Origin of the sequence: Mesorhizobium sp. M0296 (assembly GCF_040321675.1) — a bacterium.
Classification (GTDB): Bacteria; Pseudomonadota; Alphaproteobacteria; order Rhizobiales; family Rhizobiaceae; genus Mesorhizobium.
This window is the reverse complement of the sequence record NZ_JAMYRZ010000017.1, coordinates 99,095-119,410: the sequence shown is the minus strand read 5'-3', so window position 1 is coordinate 119,410 and position 20,316 is coordinate 99,095. Positions and strand designations below refer to the sequence as shown.

Sequence of the window (20,316 nt, the reverse complement as noted above, 5' to 3'; positions counted from 1 at the left end):
CCCTTGTGGGAGAAGGTGTCGCCGAAGGCGACGGATGAGGGGTGTTCCAGAAAACACCAACGTCTCATTCCGTCCCACACCCCTCAACCGTCTCGGCGCTTCGCGCCGATCCACCTTCTCCCACAGGGGGGAGAAGGCAAGATCGCGTTCCATTCACCCCTTGGCCGCCTCTTCGATCTTGGCGATGTCGATCTTGCTCATCTGCATCATCGCCTGCATCACGCGGCTGGCCTTTTCCTTGTCGGGGTCCAGCAGCAGCCTGGGCAGCTGTTCGGGAACGACCTGCCAGGAGAGGCCGAATTTGTCCTTCAGCCAGCTGCACTGGCTGGGCTGGCCACCGCCCGCGATGAGCCTGTCCCAGAAATAGTCGACCTCTTCCTGCGTCTTGCAGTCGATGGAGAGCGAGACTGCCTGGGTGAACTTGAATTGCGGGCCGCCGTTGAGCGCCTGGAACTGAACGCCGTCGAGCTCGAATGAGACCATCAGCACCTTGCCCTCATTATCGCCGCTGCCCTTGGGCCAGCGCATCACGCTCAGCACCTTCGAATTCTTGAAGATGGAGACATAATGGTTCATGGCCTCCTGGGCCTGGTCGTCGAACCACAGGCAGGGGGTGATCTTTTGCATTCGCTTGCTCCTCGGGCTGGTTTTGGCTTGTTTCGCTCGCAAAACGGCCGGCTGGCAATTGATGCCCGGTCCGCCGTCTGCCCAAGGACGCTCGAACGAAACCCGACCCGACAGCACCTCTGACTTTTTTACGGTCTGGGCCGGCTGCGTCTTTGGCCGGCCGCTCGTTCCGCACCCTGGCGCAGCGCAAAATTGTGGCCAGACCAGAGTGTGCCGTCTATAAGGCCTGCGGCTCAATTCCGGTTTTCCGCACCTTTGGGCGCGACGCAGACAGCAAGGACAGTTCAATGCCCGCCTACCGTTCCCGCACCACCACCCATGGCCGCAACATGGCCGGCGCCCGCGGCCTGTGGCGCGCTACCGGCATGAAGGACTCGGATTTCGGCAAGCCGATCATTGCCGTGGTCAATTCCTTCACCCAATTCGTGCCGGGCCATGTCCATTTGAAGGATCTCGGCCAGCTGGTTGCCCGCGAGATCGAAAAAGCCGGCGGCGTTGCCAAGGAGTTCAACACCATTGCCGTCGATGACGGCATCGCCATGGGCCATGACGGCATGCTCTATTCGCTGCCGTCGCGCGAATTGATCGCCGACTCGGTCGAATACATGGTCAACGCGCACTGCGCCGACGCGATGGTCTGCATCTCGAATTGCGACAAGATCACGCCCGGCATGCTGATGGCGTCGCTGCGCCTCAACATCCCGACCGTCTTCGTCTCCGGCGGGCCGATGGAGGCCGGCAAGGTGGTGCTCGCCGGCAAGAGCCAGGCGCTTGATCTGGTCGACGCAATGGTCGCGGCCGCCGACGACAAGGTGTCCGACGAGGACGTCAGGATCATCGAGCGATCGGCCTGTCCGACCTGTGGCTCCTGCTCCGGCATGTTCACCGCCAATTCGATGAACTGCCTGACCGAGGCGCTCGGCCTCTCGCTGCCCGGCAACGGCTCGACGCTGGCGACGCATGCCGACCGCAAGCGCCTGTTCGTCGAGGCCGGCCACCTGATCGTCGATCTTGCCCAGCGCTATTACGAGCAGGACGACGACACCGCGCTGCCGCGCAGCATCGCCTCGAAGGGCGCCTTCGAGAACGCCATGACGCTCGACATCGCCATGGGCGGCTCGACCAACACGGTCCTGCACATCCTCGCCGCGGCACATGAGGGCGAGGTCGACTTCACCATGGAGGACATCGACCGGCTGTCGCGGCGGGTGCCGGTGCTGTGCAAGGTGGCTCCGGCCAAGGCTGACGTCCACATGGAGGATGTCCATCGCGCCGGCGGCATCATGGCCATCCTCGGCCAGTTGGATAGCGCCGGGCTGATCAACCGCGACCTGCCGACGGTGCACACCGCAAGCCTCGGCGAAGCGCTCGATCATTGGGACATTTCGCGCACCACCAGCCAGAATGTCCGGGATTTCTTCCTGGCGGCACCCGGCGGCGTGCCGACGCAAGTCGCGTTCAGCCAAGACCGCCGCTGGGACGATCTCGATCTCGACCGCGAGAAGGGCGTCATCCGCTCGGCCGAACATCCTTTCTCCAGGGATGGCGGCCTTGCCGTGCTGAAAGGCAATCTGGCAATCGATGGCTGCATCGTGAAGACGGCGGGCGTCGATGAATCGATCCTGAAATTCACCGGTCCGGCAAGAGTGTTCGAAAGCCAGGACGCCAGCGTCAAGGCGATCCTGTCGAACAAGATCCAGGCCGGCGATGTCGTCGTCATCCGCTATGAAGGGCCACGCGGCGGACCCGGCATGCAGGAAATGCTCTACCCGACCAGCTATTTGAAATCGAAAGGCCTCGGCAAAGCCTGCGCACTGATCACCGACGGTCGTTTTTCCGGCGGCACCTCCGGCCTGTCGATCGGCCATGTCTCGCCGGAAGCCGCGGAAGGCGGTCTGATCGGGCTGGTCAGGGAAGGCGACACGATCGAGATCGATATCCCCAACCGCACCATCAGGCTTGCTGTCGACGACGCCGAACTCATCGCCCGTCGTGCCGCGATGGAGGCCAGGGGAACGGCTGCCTGGAAGCCCGAAGAAAAGCGCAAGCGCAAGGTGACGACGGCCTTGCGCGCCTATGCGGCGATGGCGACAAGTGCCGCCAAGGGGGCGGTGCGGTACGTGCCGGAATAGAGGCTTTTCCTTCTCCCTTTGTGGGAGAAGGTGGATTGGCGCGCAACGCCAAGACGGTTGAGGGGTGCTGGACGGAGTGCCGCCGGCGCCAAGCTGGAACACCCCTCATCTGGCCGCTTCGCGGCCACCTTCTTCCACAAGGGAAGAAGGGAAGGGCCGCGCCTGAAGGTTCCGCCTTGCGGCAGCACGCTGCATGGAAAGAAACGGCTTTTTTGAACGAGGTGGCGCTAGATGGATTTTGACCTTGTGGTGCGCGGCGGGACGCTGCCCGACGGCAGGATCGCGGATATCGGCATCGTCGGCGAAACGATCGCAGCGATAGAGCCCGAGCTGAACGTCAGCGCCGGCACGGCGATCGATGCCCATGGCAATCTGGTCTCGCCGCCCTTCGTCGATCCGCATTTCCATATGGACGCCACGCTTTCGCTCGGCATTCCGCGCATCAATGTCTCGGGCACGCTGCTCGAAGGCATCTCGCTTTGGGGCGAGTTGAAGCCGCTTCTGACCCACGAAGCGGTGCGCGACCGTGCGCTCGCCTATTGCGACTGGGCGGTGTCGATGGGCCTGCTCGCCATCCGCACCCATGTCGATGTTTGCGACGACCGCCTGCTGGCGGTGGAAGCGCTGCTCGAGGTGAAGAAGACGGTCGCCCCCTATATCGACCTGCAACTGGTCGCCTTTCCGCAGGACGGCTTCTATCGCTCGCCGACGGCGCGCCAAAACACCATCCGCGCGCTCGACATGGGCGTCGATGTCGTCGGCGGCATTCCGCATTTCGAGCGGACAATGGCCGACGGCACGCGCTCGGTGACGGAACTCTGCGAGATGGCGGCCAGGCGCGGCCTGATGGTCGACTTGCATTGCGACGAGACCGACGATCCGCTGTCGCGCCACATCGAGCAGCTTGCCTATGAGACGCAGCGGCTCGGGTTGCAGGGCAGAGTGGCCGGCTCGCACCTGACATCGATGCATTCGATGGATAATTACTACGTTTCGAAGCTATTGCCGCTGATTGCCGAGGCCGGCGTTTCGGCGATCCCCAATCCGCTGATCAACATCATGCTGCAGGGCCGCCACGACACCTTTCCCAAGCGCCGCGGACTGACGCGGGTCAAGGAGATGCTGGCGCAAGGCATCCGCGTCGGCTGGGGCCAGGATTGCGTGCTCGACCCCTGGTATTCGCTGGGCACCGCAGACATGCTCGACGTCGCCTTCATGGGCCTGCATGTCGCGCAGATGTCGAGCCCGGCCGAGATGGCGCGCTGCTTCGACATGGTCACCAACGTCAATGCAGCCATCATGGGCCTCGATCACCTTGGCCTGGCCGTCGGCAAGCGCGCCAGCCTGGTCGTTCTCGATGCCGGCAATCCGGTCGAAGCGCTGCGGCTGCGCCCCGAGCGCCTCTGCGTCATCGCCAGAGGCAAGGTGGTGGCCGAGCGGAGCCGGCAGGACACGCGGCTTTCGATCGCCGGAAGGCCGGGCACGGTGAACCGGCGCCACGCTTAAAGCGCGTCGCGTTTGAACGGACCCACGCGACGCGCTTTAAGGTCTTGTTTTTAAGCGTGTCGTTATCGCAAAACCGCTGCACACTTTTGCGCGACATGCATTAGTCCAGCCGATTTCCGGCGCTGGTCTTACCGAATTCTCGATTTTCGCCTCGTCATGGCCGCAGCTTGCGACTACGACGCGGGTCACCGTACCCCCACGGCGAGGAACCGGTAACGGCATGGCGCGGCCCGCAGCCCAGTACTCAACGATCATGAACGTGCTGCTGGCGGGCATCCTGCTGATGCTCGCCGGCGATTTCTTGTTTGCGTTGAACGATGCGATGGGCAAGTGGCTGGTCGCCAGTTTTTCCGTCGGCCAGGTCGTGCTGATCCGCTCGATCGGCGCCTTTTTCATACTCGGGCCGATGATTGCACATCAGGGCCCGGCCAAGCTGTTTCGCATGGAGCGGCCGGAGCTGCAGCTGCTGCGCGTGGTGATGACGACGCTCGACACGGCGCTGTTCTACGCGGCGGTCGTCTATCTGCCGCTCGCCGATGTGATGAGCTTTTACATGGCCGGGCCGATCTATGTCGCGGCGCTGTCGCACTTCCTGCTCGGCGAAAGGGTCGGCTGGCGCCGCTGGGCGGCTATCCTGGTCGGTTTCTGCGGCGTGCTGATCATGCTGAAGCCGTCCTCGGCCGCGTTCTCGCTGTCGTCGATGTTCGCGCTCGCCGGCAGCATTTCCTTTGCCTTCGCCATCATCCTCAATCGGCGGCTGCGCGGCACCAGCGACACCTCGCTGGTCACCTGGCAAACCATCGGCACGCTGCTGGTCGGCGCTGCGTTGACCATAGGCAGTTGGAAGACGCCGTCATCGCTCGATTTCGGCGCCATGCTGCTTCTCGGCGTCGTCTCCTGCGGCGCGCACCTGATGATCACCCGGGCGTTGAAGCTTGCCCCTGCCTCGACCTTGGCGCCGCTGCATTACAGCCTGCTTTTGTGGGCAGTGGTCTTCGGATTGGCCTTCTTCGGCGATGTGCCTGGGCCGCGCATCCTGATCGGCTCGGCCATCGTCGTGCTGGCCGGCCTGTTCATCTTCCACCGCCAGAAGGTGGTCGACACGGTACCGCCCGAAAACGTTCCGAAGGGTGTGAATTAACCCCGGCGCACCACTGCGAGATGCCGCGAAAATTCCGGCATCTCCATCAGTGCCTTGCAGCGCGCAAACCGGCCGTCGGCATAGGCGCGAAAGTCGTCGGCCGGATTTTTGTTGGCAAGCTGGATCAGTCCCCACAGCGTCCACAGCAGGTCGCACATCGCCTTGTAGATGACGATGCGGGCGCGCTCCGCCGGTCTCGGCTCGCCGCCGAAATAGGCCAGCATCATCTCCTCGTCCTGCGCGGCGTCGAATTGCCCTTCCACGCTGAGGTCGCCGAGATCCCAGAGCGGATCGTTCATGCCGGAATATTCCCAGTCGACGATCCACATCCTGTCGCCCGTATCGAGAAAGTTTTCGCAGAGCGGGTCGCAGTGGCAGGCGACGATCGGCAGAGGTTGAGCCGCAAGTGCTGAGCGCACTGCCTCCGCCTCGCGGACCACATCGTGGTAGCCGGCAGGCAGGGCGACGTCCTTGGTTGACAGCACTTTCAGATAATCGTCGATCATCGCAAACAGCTCGAAGCGGAAGGGGAACACCGCGCCGGATGTGTGCAGTTTGCGAAAGGCCTTGCCGGCGCGTGCCGGGCTGCCCGGCCGAGTCTTGAACTTTTCCGGTGACATCGTCTCGGCACCGGCAACGAAGCGGGTCACCAACACGCCGGTCTCGGCATCGACATGCAGCACTTCGGGACTGACGCCGGCCTTCGCCGCTTCCCGCGCCGCCACTGCCTCGTTGGCGCGGTTGATGTATTCCTCGGTGCCCTTGCCGGGGATACGCAGGCAGAAATCCTTACCCCTGAAGACGAGGTTGGTGAGACCGCCGAGCCGTTCCAGAGGGCCGTCATAGCCGGCCAGCATCGGAATGGCCGCAAGTGCGGCGCGCGCCCGGTCGTCCGCCATGGATTTCGCTCCTTTCCCCGTGTTATTGGGACGACGACGGTTCCACAGTTTTCGCCGTTTGGCTATGATCGCGTTGCGGATCGATACCAGGCGACGGAAAGCGATGACGGACAGCAATCAGCAGAGCGCACTCGCCGCAGCCTATGCGGCGAAGCGGCCGGAAGACGTCGCGGCGCTCTACGACAGTTGGGCAGGCACCTATGACGCCGACATGTCGGCGGCTGGCTATCGCCATCCCACCATCTGCCTTGCCTTGCTGGCCCGCCATCTGCCGCGCGGCGCCGCTCCTCTGCTCGATGCCGGCGCCGGCACCGGGCTCATCGGCGAATGGCTTGCCATTACCGGTTATCCGCAGGTCGAGGCGCTCGACATCTCGGAAGGCATGCTGGCGCAAGCCGCGCGCAAGGGCGTCTATTCGGCGCTGCACTGCCTGGCGCTTGGCGGACCGCTGCCCTTCGTGGACGACGCCTATGCCGGGATCATCTCAGCCGGCGTCTTCACGTCCGGCCATGTCGGGGCCGAGGGTCTGGACGAGCTGATCCGCATCTGCCGGCCGGGCGGGGTGATCGTGCTGACAGTGAAGAACACGCTGTGGGATGCCGGGTTTGCCGCGCGGATCGCCGATCTCGAGGCGCAAGGCACCGTCACGCGCGCCGAAGAGACGCCGTCCTATGTTTCGATGCCAGGCGAGGCCGATACCGTGCCGAGCCGGGGGCTGGTGCTCATCGTGAACTGAGGCTGAAACCGAAAGGCTCTACGCCTTCACCTTTGCTCCTGCCGGATCGTAAAGCGGCTCGAGGTGTATCTTAGCCGGCGTCCGTTCCATTGCCACCACCAGCTCGTAGTTGCCGGAAGTGAGGAAATCATCGTTGACGCCATCGGCATTGCGCACATAGCCGTAGCCGATGTTCTTGCCGATGGTGTAGCCATAGCCGCCGCTGGTGAGATAACCGACCGCCTCGCCGTTGCGCAGGATGGTCTCGCGCCCGAGCAGCACGACGTCCGGATCATCGACAGTGAAGCCGGCAAAGCGTTTCCCGAGCGCCGCGCCGTCGAGCTTTTCCAAAGCCCGCCGGCCGAGGAAATCGGTGTTCTTCCTGAGCTTCACCGCCCAGCCGAGGCCGGCCTCCTGCGGCGTGTCGTTGGGCGTGATGTCGGCGCCCCAGGCGCGGTAGCCCTTTTCCAGCCGCAGCGATTCCAGCGCCCGATAGCCGACCGGGCGAATGTCGTGGACAGCGCCCGCCGTCATCAGCGCGTCGAAAACCTCGCCCGTCGCCGCGATCGGCGCATGCAGTTCCCAGCCGAGTTCGCCGACATAGGTGACGCGCAGTGCCCGGATGGCATGACCGGCAATGGCGATCTCGCGAACATGGCCGAATGGAAAGGCGGCATTCGAGACGTCGGCATCGGTCACCGCTGACAGCACGTCACGGGCGCGCGGCCCCATCAGCGACAATGTGCCGAAATCCTCGGTGACGTCGGTCAGCGTCACGTCGAACTCCCGGCCGATATGATCGGCAATCCAGGAGAAATCATGCGTGCGGAAACCGGTGCCGGTGACCACGTAGAATTTTTCCTCACCGAGCCTCGCCACGGTCAAATCGGCCTCGATGCCGCCGCGCGTATTGAGGAGCTGCGTGTAGGTCAGCCGGCCGACCGGCTTGGCGACGTCGTTGGCGCAGATCCAGTCCAGCGCCTTCAGCGCGTCGGCTCCGGTCATTTCGTATTTGGCGAAAGACGACTGGTCGAAAATACCGATCTTTTCGCGCACGTGGCGGTGCTCGTCGCCAACCGCCGGGAACCAGTTCTGCCGGCCCATCGAATAGACGTCCTTCGGCTCGATGCCTTCCGGCGCGAACCAGTTCGGCCGCTCCCAGCCAAGTTTCGAGCCGAACACGGCGCGATGTTTTTGCAGCCGCTCGTACAAAGGCGAGACGATGCGCGGCCGGCCGCTGACATATTCCTCATGCGGGAAGCCGATCGTGTAGTGCTTGCCATAGGCTTCCAGCGTGCGGTCGCGGACCCATTGCCGGTCGCGGTGGAGATCGGAGAAGCGGCGGATGTCGACCACCCACAGATCGAGCGGCGCCTCGCCGTCGACGACCCATTGCGCCAGCACCCAGCCGGCGCCGCCGCCGGACGCGATGCCGAAGGCATTGAAGCCGGCGCCGACGAACATATTGGCGCAGTCCGGCGCCACACCGAGGATGAAATTGCCATCCGGCGTAAAGCTCTCCGGCCCGTTGATCATCTGCTTGACGCCGGCATTGGCGAGCGCCGGGACACGCTCGATCGCCTGGCTCATATGCTGCTCGAAATGATCGTAATCATCGTCGAACAGCCGGAACTCCCAATCGTCCGGCACATCGCCGCCCGGCAGACCGGTCGTCCACGCCTGCGGGTTCGGCTCGTAACCGCCCATCACCAACCCGCCGACCTCCTCCTTGAAATAAGTGCGGCGATCGGGGTCGCGAATTGTCGGCGCGTCGGTCGGCAGGCCATCGATCTTTTCGGTGATGATGTACTGGTGCTTCACCGGCTGCAGCGGCACGTTTATGCCGGCGAGCGCACCCACCTGCCGCGCCCATTGCCCGGCGCAGTTCACTACCTTGTCGCAGGCGATATCGCCCTTGCTGGTCTTTACCGCGGTGATCCGGCCGTCTCTCATTTCGAAGCCGGTGACCCGCACCTCCTCGAACAATTTTGCGCCATGCATGCGCGCACCCTTGGCCAGCGACTGGGTGATGTCGGAAGGGCTTGCCTGACCGTCGGTCGGCAGCCAGGACGCGCCGACGAGGTCGCCGGTTTCCAGCAGCGGCCACATTTCCTTGACCTCGGCCGGCGACAGCAGATGCATGTCCATGCCGAAGCTCTTAGCCGTCGTTGCCAGCCGCTTATACTCGGTCCAGCGGTCGGCATTGGTGGCGAGGCGCAGGCAGCCAGTCATCTTCCAGCCGGTGGCGAGGCCGGTTTCGGCTTCCAGCCCCTTGTAGAGATCGACGGAATATTTGAGCACGCGCGTGATCGACGCCGACGAGCGCAGCTGGCCGACCAGCCCGGCAGCATGCCAGGTCGAACCCGAGGTCAGTTTGCCCTGTTCGAGCAGCACGATTTCGGCCTTGTGGTCGCGCGCCAGATGATAGGCCGTCGAACAGCCGATGATGCCACCGCCGATGACGACGATCCCGGCCTGGGCGGGCAAGGTCATGTCCGCGTCCCGTATTTTGTCTTGTAGTTTTCCAGGGCGGCTTCGAGCCGCGCCAGGTTTTCGTCAGCGTAGGCGGCGTAGTCGACACCGGGCGCGTCGAGGTAAAGCTCGGAAACCATGCCCCACATCGCCTCACGCAGCAGCGACGCGCATTGCATGGCGGCGTGCGAGCGCCGTATCGCCGGGTCCGGCTCCTTCATGAAATAGGCGGTCAGGAAGGCGAAGGACTCCTCGTCGCTCATGCCTGCATTCGACGCCGCGCCGGCAAGGTCGAACATCGCGGTGTTGAAGCCTGCATATTCGAAATCGATGAGCCACAGCCTGTGACCGTCATCGATTATGTTAGCCGGCAAGAGGTCATTATGGCCGAAGACGATCGGCAGCAGCTTTTGCGCGCGCTCGAGCTCGTCCGCCAGCGTCAGCAGGCGCGGCAGTTCGCCCAACTTGCGGCTGCGGCCTTCCTCCAGCGTGCGCGCATAGTCGCGAATGACATGGAATACCCAGAACATGAAGCCGGCGCCGGAGACATGACCGGGCATCTCCCGGTGGAAACCGCGCAGCAACGCGGCAACGCGGCCGAGATCGGCGCGCACGTCCTGCGCGACGTAGGCCTTGGCGCCGAGATACTCCGTCACCATGACGCCGGGTCCAGTGAAGTGGACGGCCGGAGCGAAGCCTGCCGCGTGCGCTGCCCGCGCCGTCATCATCTCGCGCTCGCGAAAGACATGGTGGAACGGATAGTCCTGGCCGAGCCGCACGACGTGCCGCCCGGCCGCGTCCTTGACCAGATAATTGGCATTGCTCAGCCCGCCCGGCAGCGGCGCGATGTCGATGCTGCCGGTCCAGCAAGGCAGCGCACGGATGCGGTCTTCGACAGTCACGATCTCGTCCAACATTGGGTCAATTTTCCACGCATGTCACGGCTGGCCAGCGATGACAATCGGACGGAGGAATGGAGGCAACGCGAAGATCTCGTCGGTGCAGATCTCGGGATCGGTATCCCGCACCGCACCGACGAGCCCCTTTGTGCCGGGTTCTTCGACACCGGCATCCGCCCCCGCGGATCCTGAATTTCGGTACCCTTGCACCCGACGATCTCCCGGGCGTTCGGGCAAGCGATTTTTCGTGCGGCTCAGCCTCCGTCCTCCGTTCCGAGCCTGTCACAGCGATAATGTCGCGCCACGCTGGAGGCGTTGTCAACGCGAAATTGTGGTATTTTCTGGTTTTTTGCCCGAATTTTGCTAAATTCCTTGGAGTTAGTGGCATTTATGCCGTAGAAACGGTCAGCGGTGCAACAATCCGACCGGATGGAACCGATGGTCCACTCGAAGCGGCATGGCGAAATCCTGCGCCTCCTCAAGGAGGAAGGCACCGTGACCATTGCGAGCCTGGCCGACCGGCTGGGCGTCTCGCTGGAGACAGTACGCCGCGACGTCAAGCCACTGACCAGCGACGGTTCCATCCTCAAGATGCACGGCGCCGTCGGCCTGCCGTCGATTGCCGGCGAAGCGCCGTTCGAGCGGCGCATGCGCGAGAACGCCGATGCCAAGCGGGCAATAGCGCGCATGGTCGCCGCCACCATCCGCGACGGCGAATCGATCATGCTCGACACCGGCACCACCACCTCTTTCCTGGCCCGGGAACTGCTCGGCCACCGGCGGCTGACGGTCGTCACCAACTCCTCCGACATCGCCCGCACGCTGGCCACCGTCAACGGCAATAAGGTCTACATGGCCGGCGGCGAGCTGCGCAGCGATTCCGGTGCTGCCTTCGGCGTCTCGGCCATCGAATTCGTCAGCCGCTTTTCCGTCAGCCATGCAGTGATATCGACCGGTGCGGTCGATGCCGTCACCGGCGTCATGGACTATGATCTGGAAGAGGCCGAATTCGCCCGCATGGTGCTGTCGCGCGGCCAGCGTTCGCTTGTCGTCACCGACCACAGCAAATTCGGCCGCCAGGGCCTTGTTCAGGTCTGCGGCTTCGGCGGCTTTTCCGAACTCGCGACCGACCGTCCGCCGCCGCACGACATCGCCGCCGCCCTTGCCCAGGCCGGCGCACGACTCAGCATTGCCGATGGCGGAAGCGAGGGCTGAGCTCTTATCGGGAGCACCATCGGGAGATCTGCGCCAGCACCCACTTCCCAGCGCCGCCTCTGCCGTGTTTAGTCCGGCCATGGCTTTCACCATCCGCCAATTGCAGTTCTTCATCGCCGTCGCCGAGCAGGGCACAGTGTCGGGCGCCGCCCAGAACCTGTCGATCTCGCAATCCTCGGTCACCGAGGCGATCAAGGAGCTGGAGCACGATCTCGGCGTCGAGCTGTTCGAGCGCCACCCGCGCGGCTTGAACATCACCCACAAAGGCCACCAGTTCCTGCGCCATGCGAGAAAGATCCTGGCCGACGTTTCCGATGCGCGCCGCGCCTTCTTCGGCGAACAGGCCGCGGCAAGCGGGCGGCTGCAACTTGGCGTCACCTCGCTGGTCGCCGGCTATGTGCTTTCCGATCTTCTTGCCCGCTACCGCCGCGCCTATCCGGGTGTCGAGGTCTCGGCGATCGAGGACAATGGCGACTATCTCGAGCACCTGTTAATTGGCGGCAAGCTCGACATTGCCGTCATGGTCACCTCGAACCTGCGCGACCGCACGGCACTGCAGTCCGAAATCCTCGAAGTCTCGGCCTATCGGCTGTGGCTGCCGCTCGGCCATCCCTTGGCCGGTGCCGACATCATCGGCATCGGCGACATCGCCTCGGAACCGCTGATCATGCTGACCGTCGACGAGATCGAGGAGAACACCGGAAAGCTGCTGACGGCAATCGGCGCCAAGCCGCATGTCGCCTTCCGCACCCGCTCGGTCGAAGCGGTGCGCAGCCTCGTCGCTACCGGCGCCGGCGTGGCGCTGCTGCCCGACCTCGTCTACCGGCCATGGTCGCTGGAAGGCGACCGCATCGAATCGCGCGATATTTCGGGGTCGTTACCAGTCGTCCAGGTCGGCATGGTCTGGCGGCGCGGCTCCGGCCTGCCGCAGGCGGCGCGCGACTTCATCGGACTTGCCCAGTCGCAGCGCATGGTGCGCCAACGGCCCGAGAAGATCGGCCGCTGACGTATCGGAAAAACCGATATCGGCTTTCTGATAAATGAATTTGCGAAACCGGAAATTTCGCAGCACTTTTCGGTCAGGGAACAAAGCTGCCGTTAGAGCGACGTGCGTCCAATTGGACGCACATAGTACGCTCTAAGACTTTTAGTTTTCGCATCGGGCTTTCAGAGCCGCGCATCCAACGTTTTTGAACGGGCGCATGATCTTCTTCCGAAACCCGAAACCGGTTTCGAGGTCATGCAAAATGGGAGATCGACGATGAATTCATTGCTGAAATCATGCACTGCCTTAACGGTCGCGCTGAGCTTCTCCGGCCAGGCCATCGCCCAGGTCAAGGAGCTCGGCAAAGGCGAAGGCGAGGTCAATATCGTCGCCTGGCCGGGCTATATCGAGCGCGGCGAAACCGACAAGGGCTATGATTGGGTCACGTCCTTCGAGAAGGAAACCGGCTGCAAGGTCAACGTCAAGACCGCTAACACCTCCGACGAGATGGTCTCGCTGATGAACGAGGGCGGTTTCGACCTGGTCACCGCCTCGGGCGATGCCTCGCTGCGTCTGGTCGCCGGCAAGCGCGTCCAGCCGATCAACACCGACCTCATCCCGAGCTGGAAGACGGTCGACGACCGGCTGAAGGATGCGCCCTGGTTCACCGTCGGCGGAGTCCATTACGGCGTCCCCTATCAGTGGGGGCCGAACGTGCTGATGTACAACACCGAAGTGTTCAAGGAGGCGCCGAAGAGCTGGAACGTGGTCTTCGAGGAAATGAAGCTTCCCGACGGCAAGTCGAACAAGGGCCGCGTCCAGGCCTATGACGGGCCGATCCACATCGCCGACGCCGCCAATTACCTGATGGCTCACAAACCGGAGCTCGGCATCAAGGATCCGTACGAACTGACCGAGGATCAGTACAAGGCGGCGCTCGACCTGCTGCGGGTCCAGCGTACGCTGGTCGGACGCTATTGGCACGACGCCGCCATCCAGGTCGACGATTTCCAGAACGAAGGCGTCGTCGCCTCCGGTTCTTGGCCCTACCAGGTCAACACGCTGATCGCGGCCAAGAAGCCGGTCGCCTCGACTATCCCCGAGGAGGGCGTCACCGGCTGGGCCGATACCACGATGATGGAGGCCGATGCTGCCCACCCGAACTGCGCCTACATGTGGATGGAGCATTCGCTGTCGCCAAAAGTGCAGGGCGACGTCTCCGCCTGGTTCGGCTCGCTGCCGGTTGTGCCCGCCGCCTGCAAGGGCAACGAACTGCTCGGGGAGGAAGGCTGCAAGACCAACGGGTACGACAATTTCGACAAGATCAAGTTCTGGAAGACGCCGGTCTCGAAATGCGCCACCCAGAACGACCAGTGCGTGCCCTATTACCGCTGGGTGTCGGACTATATCGGCGTCATCGGCGGGCGGTGAGTTCGCCTCACCTACGAAGCTCGGCGCTGCCCCTCACCCTTACCCTCTCCCCGTGAAGAACGGGGGGTCGCCAGCGTTGGAGCGCCTCCCTTCTCCCCGTCCACTATACGAGGAGAAGGTGCCGGCAGGCGGATGAGAGGCAGCGCTACCGCCTGAAATTTGATGAGCCTGACAGATCAGGACAGCCCCATGACCTCCGCCGTTTCCTTCCAAAACGTCTCTCGCCATTTCGGCAGCGTGCGTGCCGTCGACGCGGTCGATCTCGACATCGTGCCGGGCGAGTTCTTCGCCATGCTCGGGCCTTCCGGCTCGGGCAAGACGACGTGCCTGCGCCTCATCGCCGGTTTCGAGCAGCCGACGGCGGGCTCGATCTCGATCTTCGGCGAACGCGCCGAGGGCGTGCCGCCCTATCGCCGCAACGTCAACACCGTGTTCCAGGATTATGCGCTGTTCCCGCATCTCAACGTGCTCGACAACGTCGCCTATGGGCTGATGGTCAAGGGCGTCGGCAGACCGGAGCGGCAAAAGGCGGCGGAAGAAGCGCTGGCGCTGGTGCGGCTTCCCGGCTACGGCGCCCGTCGCCCTGGCCAGCTTTCCGGCGGCCAGCGCCAGCGCGTCGCGCTCGCCCGTGCGCTGGTCAACCAGCCCAAGGTGCTGTTGCTCGACGAGCCGCTCGGCGCCCTCGACCTCAAGCTTCGCGAAAACATGCAGGAGGAGTTGAAATCGCTGCAGAAGGCGCTCGGCATCACCTTCGTGTTCGTCACCCACGACCAGGGCGAAGCGCTGTCGATGGCCGACCGCGTGGCCGTCTTCAATGACGGCAAGATCATGCAGATCGGCACGCCGGAAGACATCTACCAGCGCCCCAAGACCCGCTTCGTCGCCGATTTCGTCGGCTCGTCCAACGTGCTGCCGCCGGATTTCGTCCAGCGCTATGCCGGCCAGCATCGCTGGGGCAGCCTGCGGCCCGAATCCATCCGTATTGGCCGGGCCAACGGCGAAGGGGTTGCCGCCCGCCTGGTCTCGACCAACTATCTCGGCGCCACGACAAGACTGGCGCTCGATGCAGAGGGCTTGCGGCTGCATGCCATCGTGCCGGCGGGTGCTGCCTTGCCCCGGGAAGGCGAGGCGGTGGTGCTCACCTTCAACCGCGAGCATTTGCATCTGATGGACGAGCCAGGATGAGCCTGGACGCTGCCATGCCGCGGGCCACGGCCCCCGCCATCCTGCCGGGTAGTGGCGGCGTACGCGGCGGGCTCTCCGATCTCTTCTGGCGCCGGCCGCAATTCTTGCTGCTCCTGATGCTGCTACCCCCGGTTCTTTGGCTCGGCATCGTCTATATCGGCTCGCTGTTTGCGCTGCTTTTGCAGAGCTTCTTTTCGATCGATGAGTTCTCCGGCCTCATCAACCGCGAGTTCACGCTGAAGACTTATGGCGACCTGCTGCAGGCCGCCAATCTCGACATCATCCTGCGCACGGTGACGATGGCGGCGCTGGTGACGCTGGCTGCGGCGGTCATCGCCTTTCCCATCGCCTATTACGCGGCGCGCTATGCGCGTGGCCGTTGGAAGGCGCTGTTTTATCTCGGCGTCATGCTGCCGCTGTGGTCGAGCTACCTGGTCAAGATCTATGCCTGGAAGCTGATCCTGGCCAAGGAAGGCATCCTGACATGGCTGCTGGCCAAATTGCATCTTCTCTGGCTGCTTGATGCCTGGCTATCGCTGCCGATCGTCGGCGGCAACTCATTGTCGGTCTCCTCAACCGGCACCTTCGTCGTCTTCGTCTATGTCTGGCTGCCATTCATGATCCTGCCGGTGCAGGCCGCACTCGAGCGCGTGCCGGGCAATTTGGTCGAGGCTTCGTCCGATCTCGGCGCCTCGCCCGGCCAGACCTTCGGCAACGTGCTGTTCCCGCTGGCGCTGCCCGGCATCGTTGCCGGCTCGATCTTCACCTTCTCGCTGACGCTCGGCGACTACATCATTCCTCAGATCATCGGCACCTCGCGGCTGTTCATCGGCCAGGCCGTCTATTCGCAGCAAGGCACCGCCGGCAACATCCCGCTCGCCGCCGCCTTTACCGTGGTGCCCATCGTCATCATGGGCTTCTATCTCTGGGGCGCCAAGCGCATGGGGGCTTTCGATGCGCTCTGACCGTGGCCCATCTGCGCCGATCGGCCTGAAGCTCGCTGCCACCGGCGGCCTGCTCTTTCTGCACCTGCCGATCCTGCTGATCTTCGTCTATGCCTTCACCACCGAGGAGAAGAGCTTCGTCTGGCCGCCGCCGGGCCTGACCACGCAATGGTTCGCCGTCACCTGGAACCGCCCCGACGTCTGGCAGGCGCTGTCATTGTCTGTGCGGGTCGCGGCGATCTCGACTGCCATCGCTCTGATCCTCGGCACGCTGTGCGCAGCCGCCGTGTCCCGCACAAAATTCTTCGGCCGCGAAACCATCTCGCTGCTGGTCATCCTGCCGATCGCGCTGCCCGGCATCATCACCGGCATCGCGCTGCGCTCGGCCTTCGCGCTGGCCGAAATCCCGTTCTCGTTCTGGACGATCGTGCTCGGCCACGCCACTTTCTGCGTGGTCGTCGTCTACAACAATGCGGTCGCCCGTTTCCGTCGCACCTCCGGCTCGATGATCGAGGCGTCGATGGATCTCGGCGCCGATGGTTTCCAGACCTTTCGGCATGTCGTGCTGCCCAACATCGCAACCGCGCTGCTGGCCGGCGGCATGCTTGCCTTTGCGCTGTCCTTCGACGAGGTCATCGTCACCACCTTCACCGCCGGCCAGCAGCAGACGGTGCCGATCTGGATGCTCGAAGAATTGATCCGTCCGCGCCAGCGTCCGGTCACCAATGTCGTGGCGATGGTGGTAGTGCTGGTGACGCTGCTCCCCATCCTCGCTGCCTATTACCTGACCCGCGACGGCGACCAGATCGCCGGTTCGGGCAAATGATCTCGTTCATAAGGGAGAGACTTCCATGGACACGCAGATGCTGATCGGCTCGAAATTCGAAAAAGGCACCGAAACCGAGGAGCCGATCCTCAACCCGAAGACCGGGGCGACCATCCTCAATCTGCCTGAGGCCAGCCCAGCGCAGATCGAGGCGGCCGTGCTTGCTGCCGAAAAAGCCTTCGTCACCTGGTCCCGCACAACACCGGCGCAGCGCGCCGGCTATCTCCTGAAGATCGCCGATCGCATCGAGGCTGCTGCACAGGATTTCGCGGCGCTCGAGGCGCTGAACTGTGGCAAGCCGATCAATGCCGTGCTCAATGACGAGATCCCGGCGATCGTCGACTGCTACCGCTTCTTTGCCGGCGCGGTCCGCTCGATGCCCGGCCAGGTCGCCGGCGAATACATTCCCGGCCACACCTCGATGGTCCGCCGCGACGCCATCGGCGTTGTCGCGTCGATCGCGCCGTGGAACTATCCGCTGATGATGATGGCCTGGAAGCTGGCGCCGGCGATTGCCGGCGGCAACACAGTCGTCTTCAAGCCGTCGGAACAGACGCCGCTGACCGCGCTGAAGCTGGCGAAAATCCTTGCCGAGATCCTGCCGGAAGGCGTCGTCAGCGTCGTGCTCGGTCGCGGCGACAGCGTCGGCAACACGCTGATCAACCACCCGAAGGTCAACATGATCTCGATCACCGGCGACGTCGCCACCGGCAAGAAGGTGCTGCAGGCTGCCGCCAAATCGGTCAAGCGCACGCATCTCGAGCTCGGCGGCAAGGCGCCGGTCATCGTCTTCGACGACGCCGATCTCGGCGCGGTGGTCAACGGCCTGCGCGCCTTCGGCTATTACAATGCCGGCCAGGACTGCACCGCCGCCTGCCGCATCTACGCCGGCAAGAAGATCTACGACAAGCTCGTCGCCGACCTCTCCGCTGCCGTCTCGACCATCAAGTATGATCGTCCTGACGATACCGAAAACGAGATCGGCCCGCTGATCTCGCGTCGCCAGCGCGACCGCGTCTCGAGCTTCGTCGAGCGCGCCTCTGAGCTCAAGCACATCGAGATCACCACGGGCGGCAAGCCGGGCGAGGGCTCCGGCTTCTTCTATCAGCCGACCGTCGTCGCCGGCGCGCTGCAGGAGGACGAGATCGTGCGCCGCGAAGTGTTCGGTCCGGTGGTCTCGGTCACCCGCTTTTCCGAAGTCGACGAAGCGGTGAACTGGGCCAATGACTCTGACTACGGCCTGGCGTCGTCGGTGTGGACCAAGGATGTTTCGCGCGCCATGGCGACGGCGGCCCGGCTGCAATATGGCTGCACCTGGATCAATACCCATTTCATGCTGACCAACGAGATGCCGCATGGCGGGTTGAAACAATCCGGCTACGGCAAGGACATGTCGCTCTACGCGCTGGAGGACTATACCGCCGTCCGCCACGTCATGGTCGCTCACGGGTAGCGCCCGCGAGGAGACGCCTATTCTTCCGCCTCCTCCGCCTCGCCTGCGGCCGGCGCCACCAGCAGCACAGCGGCGCCTAGGAGCGCGGCGATGAAGGAGCCGGCGAGGATGCCGACCTTGACCGCGTCCTGCAGGGCGGCGTCGCTGGCGAAGGCGAGCAGGCCGATGAACAGGCTCATGGTGAAACCGATGCCACAGAGCAGCGAAATGCCGACCATGTGCAGCCAGCCGGCATTGACCGGCAGATCGGCGAAGCCAAGCCGGATGGCAAGCGCGGAAGACCCGAACACGCCGACCAGCTTGCCCAAGACGAGGCCGGCGGCGACGCCGAGCGTCAGCGGCTCGGCCAGGGCGGCAGCGCTGAGACCGGCGAGCGAGACGCCGGCGTTGGCAAAGCCGAAAATCGGGATGACGAAAAAGGCGACGACTTTGTGCAGGCCGTGTTCGAGCCGGTGCAGCGGCGAATGGTCGAGATCATGGCCGCTGCCCGGCGATATCTTCAGTGGTATGGTGAGGGCCAGCGCGACGCCGGCGAGCGTCGCATGGACGCCCGATTTGAGCACCAAAACCCACAGAACGATGCCGAGCAAGATGTACGGCAGCAGCGTCAGCACCCGCATGCGGTTGAGCACCACCAGCAGCGCGATCACGGCGAAGGCGGCGCCGAGATAGGCGAGCGAGAGGCCGCTGGTATAGAACACCGCGATGATGAGCACCGCGCCGAGATCGTCGATGATGGCGAGCGCCGTGAGGAATATCTTCAGCGAGCCCGGGACGCGGCTGCCGAGCAGCGACAGCACGCCGAGCGCAAAGGCGATATCGGTGGCGGTTGGGATCGCCCAGCCGGACAGAGCGGCTGGATTGTTGCGGTTGATGGCGACGTAGACCAGTGCCGGCGCTGCCATGCCGCCGGCGGCGGCGATGCCGGGCAGCACGCGGCGCGGCCAGGTCGACAGCTGGCCGTCAAGCATTTCGCGCTTGATCTCGAGGCCGACCAGCAGGAAGAACATCGCCATCAGGCCGTCATTGATCCAATGCGAGACGCTGAGCGGTCCGAGATAGGCATGGAGGGCGGAGAAATAAGCCTCGCCCAGCGGCGAATTGGCGACGATCAGGGCCAAGGCCGCCGCAGCCATCAGGATGAGGCCACCGGCCGCCTCGCTGTCGAGGAATTCGCGCAGCATGGAGACCAGCCGCTTTTCGTCCTGCATGTCGCCTCCGTCGTATCAGCGGCAAGGTCCGACACCGCCAAGCGATGATGCGCAAACAGCGCTGGCCGGGCAAGCCTGTAATGAGAGCCCTTTAGCGCGGCGCGCGCTTGGCTAGGATGCGTTGCAGCGTGCGGCGATGCATGTTCAGGCGGCGTGCGGTTTCCGAGACGTTGCGGTCGCACATTTCGTAGACGCGCTGGATGTGTTCCCAGCGCACGCGATCGGCCGACATTGGATTTTCTGGCGGCGCTGCGCGTTCGCCCGCGGTGCGGGTCAGGGCGGCAAAAATATCATCGGCATCGGCCGGCTTCGACAGATAGTCGATGGCGCCGAGCTTTACCGCCGTCACCGCGGTGGCAATGTTGCCGTAGCCGGTGAGGATGATGGCGCGGGCATCGTCGCGCTTCTCGCGAATCGCGGCGACGACGTCGAGGCCGTTGCCGTCGGCCAGCCGCATGTCGACCACCGCATAGGCCGGCGGATTGGCGCGCGCCTTGGCAACCGCCTCCTCGACGCTCTCCGCCGTCTCGACCACGAAACCCCTGGTTTCCATGGCGCGGGCAAGCCGCGTCAGGAATGGCTTGTCGTCGTCCACGATCAGCAGCGAGGTATCCTCGCCTTCGACCATTGCGCCAATCGTTTCGTCAGTACTCATCGTGCTGAAAATCCTGCTGC

Annotated in this window: 17 protein-coding genes; 11 read left to right on the top strand and 6 right to left on the bottom strand. The window is 64.0% G+C overall.

Going from position 1 to position 20,316, the window contains the following annotated elements:
• Positions 1-153 precede the first annotated feature (153 nt).
• Entirely contained in the window at positions 154-627 is a 474-nt protein-coding gene (locus NKI97_RS18120) for a VOC family protein (protein WP_352448489.1), read from the bottom strand.
• A 287-nt stretch (positions 628-914) separates the two neighbouring features.
• Between NKI97_RS18120 and ilvD the strand changes: the two genes are divergently transcribed.
• From ilvD to NKI97_RS18105, 3 genes are all read left to right on the top strand, one after another.
• Complete coding sequence (ilvD, locus tag NKI97_RS18115; protein ID WP_352747257.1) at positions 915-2,759, top strand: dihydroxy-acid dehydratase; 1,845 nt, start codon at positions 915-917, stop codon at positions 2,757-2,759.
• A 231-nt stretch (positions 2,760-2,990) separates the two neighbouring features.
• A complete protein-coding gene (locus NKI97_RS18110) occupies positions 2,991-4,265 on the top strand; it encodes an amidohydrolase family protein (protein ID WP_352448487.1) in 1,275 nt (424 codons plus the stop codon).
• Positions 4,266-4,485: 220 nt separating this feature from the next.
• Positions 4,486-5,406 (top strand): DMT family transporter, encoded by a 921-nt coding sequence (locus tag NKI97_RS18105; protein ID WP_352448486.1) that lies wholly within the window; start codon positions 4,486-4,488, stop codon positions 5,404-5,406.
• Here NKI97_RS18105 and NKI97_RS18100 read toward each other — a convergent pair.
• The gene (locus tag NKI97_RS18100; RefSeq protein ID WP_352835653.1) at positions 5,403-6,305 is read right to left on the bottom strand and encodes a phosphotransferase; all 903 of its coding nucleotides are present in this window, start codon (positions 6,303-6,305) and stop codon (positions 5,403-5,405) included. The genes NKI97_RS18105 and NKI97_RS18100 overlap by 4 nt on opposite strands.
• A gap of 103 nt (positions 6,306-6,408) precedes the next feature.
• Here NKI97_RS18100 and NKI97_RS18095 point away from each other — a divergent pair, with 103 nt between their 5' ends.
• Entirely contained in the window at positions 6,409-7,041 is a 633-nt protein-coding gene (locus NKI97_RS18095; RefSeq protein WP_352448485.1) for a class I SAM-dependent DNA methyltransferase, read from the top strand.
• Between the two features lie 18 nt (positions 7,042-7,059).
• Here the strand turns inward: NKI97_RS18095 and NKI97_RS18090 are convergent, their stop codons facing one another.
• Positions 7,060-9,513: a GcvT family protein gene (locus tag NKI97_RS18090; RefSeq protein WP_352835650.1), complete on the bottom strand. Its 2,454-nt coding sequence runs from the start codon at positions 9,511-9,513 to the stop codon at positions 7,060-7,062.
• Positions 9,510-10,394: a phosphotransferase gene (locus NKI97_RS18085; RefSeq protein WP_352448675.1), complete on the bottom strand. Its 885-nt coding sequence runs from the start codon at positions 10,392-10,394 to the stop codon at positions 9,510-9,512. Before NKI97_RS18085 ends, NKI97_RS18090 begins: the two co-directional genes overlap by 4 nt.
• A 435-nt stretch (positions 10,395-10,829) precedes the next feature.
• On the opposite strand from NKI97_RS18085, the gene NKI97_RS18080 reads away from it, so the two are divergent.
• The 7 genes from NKI97_RS18080 (at position 10,830) to NKI97_RS18050 (ending at position 18,430) form a co-directional block, all read left to right on the top strand.
• Positions 10,830-11,606 (top strand): DeoR/GlpR family DNA-binding transcription regulator, encoded by a 777-nt coding sequence (locus NKI97_RS18080; RefSeq protein WP_352448483.1) that lies wholly within the window; start codon positions 10,830-10,832, stop codon positions 11,604-11,606.
• A gap of 79 nt (positions 11,607-11,685) precedes the next feature.
• Positions 11,686-12,612 (top strand): LysR family transcriptional regulator, encoded by a 927-nt coding sequence (locus NKI97_RS18075; RefSeq protein ID WP_023676350.1) that lies wholly within the window; start codon positions 11,686-11,688, stop codon positions 12,610-12,612.
• A gap of 255 nt (positions 12,613-12,867) precedes the next feature.
• The gene (locus tag NKI97_RS18070) at positions 12,868-14,022 is read left to right on the top strand and encodes an ABC transporter substrate-binding protein (protein WP_352448482.1); all 1,155 of its coding nucleotides are present in this window, start codon (positions 12,868-12,870) and stop codon (positions 14,020-14,022) included.
• A 189-nt stretch (positions 14,023-14,211) separates the two neighbouring features.
• A complete protein-coding gene (locus tag NKI97_RS18065; protein ID WP_352448481.1) occupies positions 14,212-15,207 on the top strand; it encodes an ABC transporter ATP-binding protein in 996 nt (331 codons plus the stop codon).
• A gap of 14 nt (positions 15,208-15,221) precedes the next feature.
• Positions 15,222-16,172: an ABC transporter permease gene (locus NKI97_RS18060; RefSeq protein ID WP_352448480.1), complete on the top strand. Its 951-nt coding sequence runs from the start codon at positions 15,222-15,224 to the stop codon at positions 16,170-16,172.
• Positions 16,162-16,977, top strand: coding sequence for an ABC transporter permease (locus tag NKI97_RS18055; protein WP_023676345.1), 816 nt, complete (start codon positions 16,162-16,164; stop codon positions 16,975-16,977). The genes NKI97_RS18060 and NKI97_RS18055 overlap by 11 nt, the downstream gene beginning before the upstream one ends.
• 25 nt (positions 16,978-17,002) lie before the next feature.
• A complete protein-coding gene (locus tag NKI97_RS18050) occupies positions 17,003-18,430 on the top strand; it encodes a gamma-aminobutyraldehyde dehydrogenase (protein WP_352835647.1) in 1,428 nt (475 codons plus the stop codon).
• A gap of 17 nt (positions 18,431-18,447) precedes the next feature.
• On the opposite strand, the gene nhaA is transcribed toward NKI97_RS18050, so the two are convergent.
• Together nhaA and NKI97_RS18040 are read right to left on the bottom strand one after the other, a co-directional pair.
• Positions 18,448-19,641, bottom strand: a complete 1,194-nt coding sequence (gene nhaA / locus NKI97_RS18045; RefSeq protein ID WP_352835644.1) for a Na+/H+ antiporter NhaA — start codon at positions 19,639-19,641, stop codon at positions 18,448-18,450.
• Between the two features lie 91 nt (positions 19,642-19,732).
• Positions 19,733-20,296, bottom strand: coding sequence for an ActR/PrrA/RegA family redox response regulator transcription factor (locus tag NKI97_RS18040; protein ID WP_023676342.1), 564 nt, complete (start codon positions 20,294-20,296; stop codon positions 19,733-19,735).
• Positions 20,297-20,316: the final 20 nt, after the last annotated feature.

Excerpts from the sequence above, each read along its gene's own strand:
- nhaA (WP_352835644.1), bottom strand. The coding sequence starts at position 19,641 with ATGCAGGACGAAAAGCGGCTGGTCTCCATGCTGCGCGAATTCCTCGAC.
- NKI97_RS18055 (WP_023676345.1), top strand. The coding sequence starts at position 16,162 with ATGCGCTCTGACCGTGGCCCATCTGCGCCGATCGGCCTGAAGCTCGCT.
- NKI97_RS18120 (WP_352448489.1), bottom strand. The coding sequence starts at position 627 with ATGCAAAAGATCACCCCCTGCCTGTGGTTCGACGACCAGGCCCAGGAG.
- NKI97_RS18075 (WP_023676350.1), top strand. The coding sequence starts at position 11,686 with ATGGCTTTCACCATCCGCCAATTGCAGTTCTTCATCGCCGTCGCCGAG.
- NKI97_RS18050 (WP_352835647.1), top strand. The coding sequence starts at position 17,003 with ATGGACACGCAGATGCTGATCGGCTCGAAATTCGAAAAAGGCACCGAA.
- ilvD (WP_352747257.1), top strand. The coding sequence starts at position 915 with ATGCCCGCCTACCGTTCCCGCACCACCACCCATGGCCGCAACATGGCC.
- NKI97_RS18060 (WP_352448480.1), top strand. The coding sequence starts at position 15,222 with ATGCCGCGGGCCACGGCCCCCGCCATCCTGCCGGGTAGTGGCGGCGTA.
- NKI97_RS18040 (WP_023676342.1), bottom strand. The coding sequence starts at position 20,296 with ATGAGTACTGACGAAACGATTGGCGCAATGGTCGAAGGCGAGGATACC.
- NKI97_RS18070 (WP_352448482.1), top strand. The coding sequence starts at position 12,868 with ATGAATTCATTGCTGAAATCATGCACTGCCTTAACGGTCGCGCTGAGC.
- NKI97_RS18100 (WP_352835653.1), bottom strand. The coding sequence starts at position 6,305 with ATGGCGGACGACCGGGCGCGCGCCGCACTTGCGGCCATTCCGATGCTG.
- NKI97_RS18095 (WP_352448485.1), top strand. The coding sequence starts at position 6,409 with ATGACGGACAGCAATCAGCAGAGCGCACTCGCCGCAGCCTATGCGGCG.
- NKI97_RS18080 (WP_352448483.1), top strand. The coding sequence starts at position 10,830 with ATGGTCCACTCGAAGCGGCATGGCGAAATCCTGCGCCTCCTCAAGGAG.
- NKI97_RS18065 (WP_352448481.1), top strand. The coding sequence starts at position 14,212 with ATGACCTCCGCCGTTTCCTTCCAAAACGTCTCTCGCCATTTCGGCAGC.
- NKI97_RS18110 (WP_352448487.1), top strand. The coding sequence starts at position 2,991 with ATGGATTTTGACCTTGTGGTGCGCGGCGGGACGCTGCCCGACGGCAGG.
- NKI97_RS18105 (WP_352448486.1), top strand. The coding sequence starts at position 4,486 with ATGGCGCGGCCCGCAGCCCAGTACTCAACGATCATGAACGTGCTGCTG.
- NKI97_RS18090 (WP_352835650.1), bottom strand. The coding sequence starts at position 9,513 with ATGACCTTGCCCGCCCAGGCCGGGATCGTCGTCATCGGCGGTGGCATC.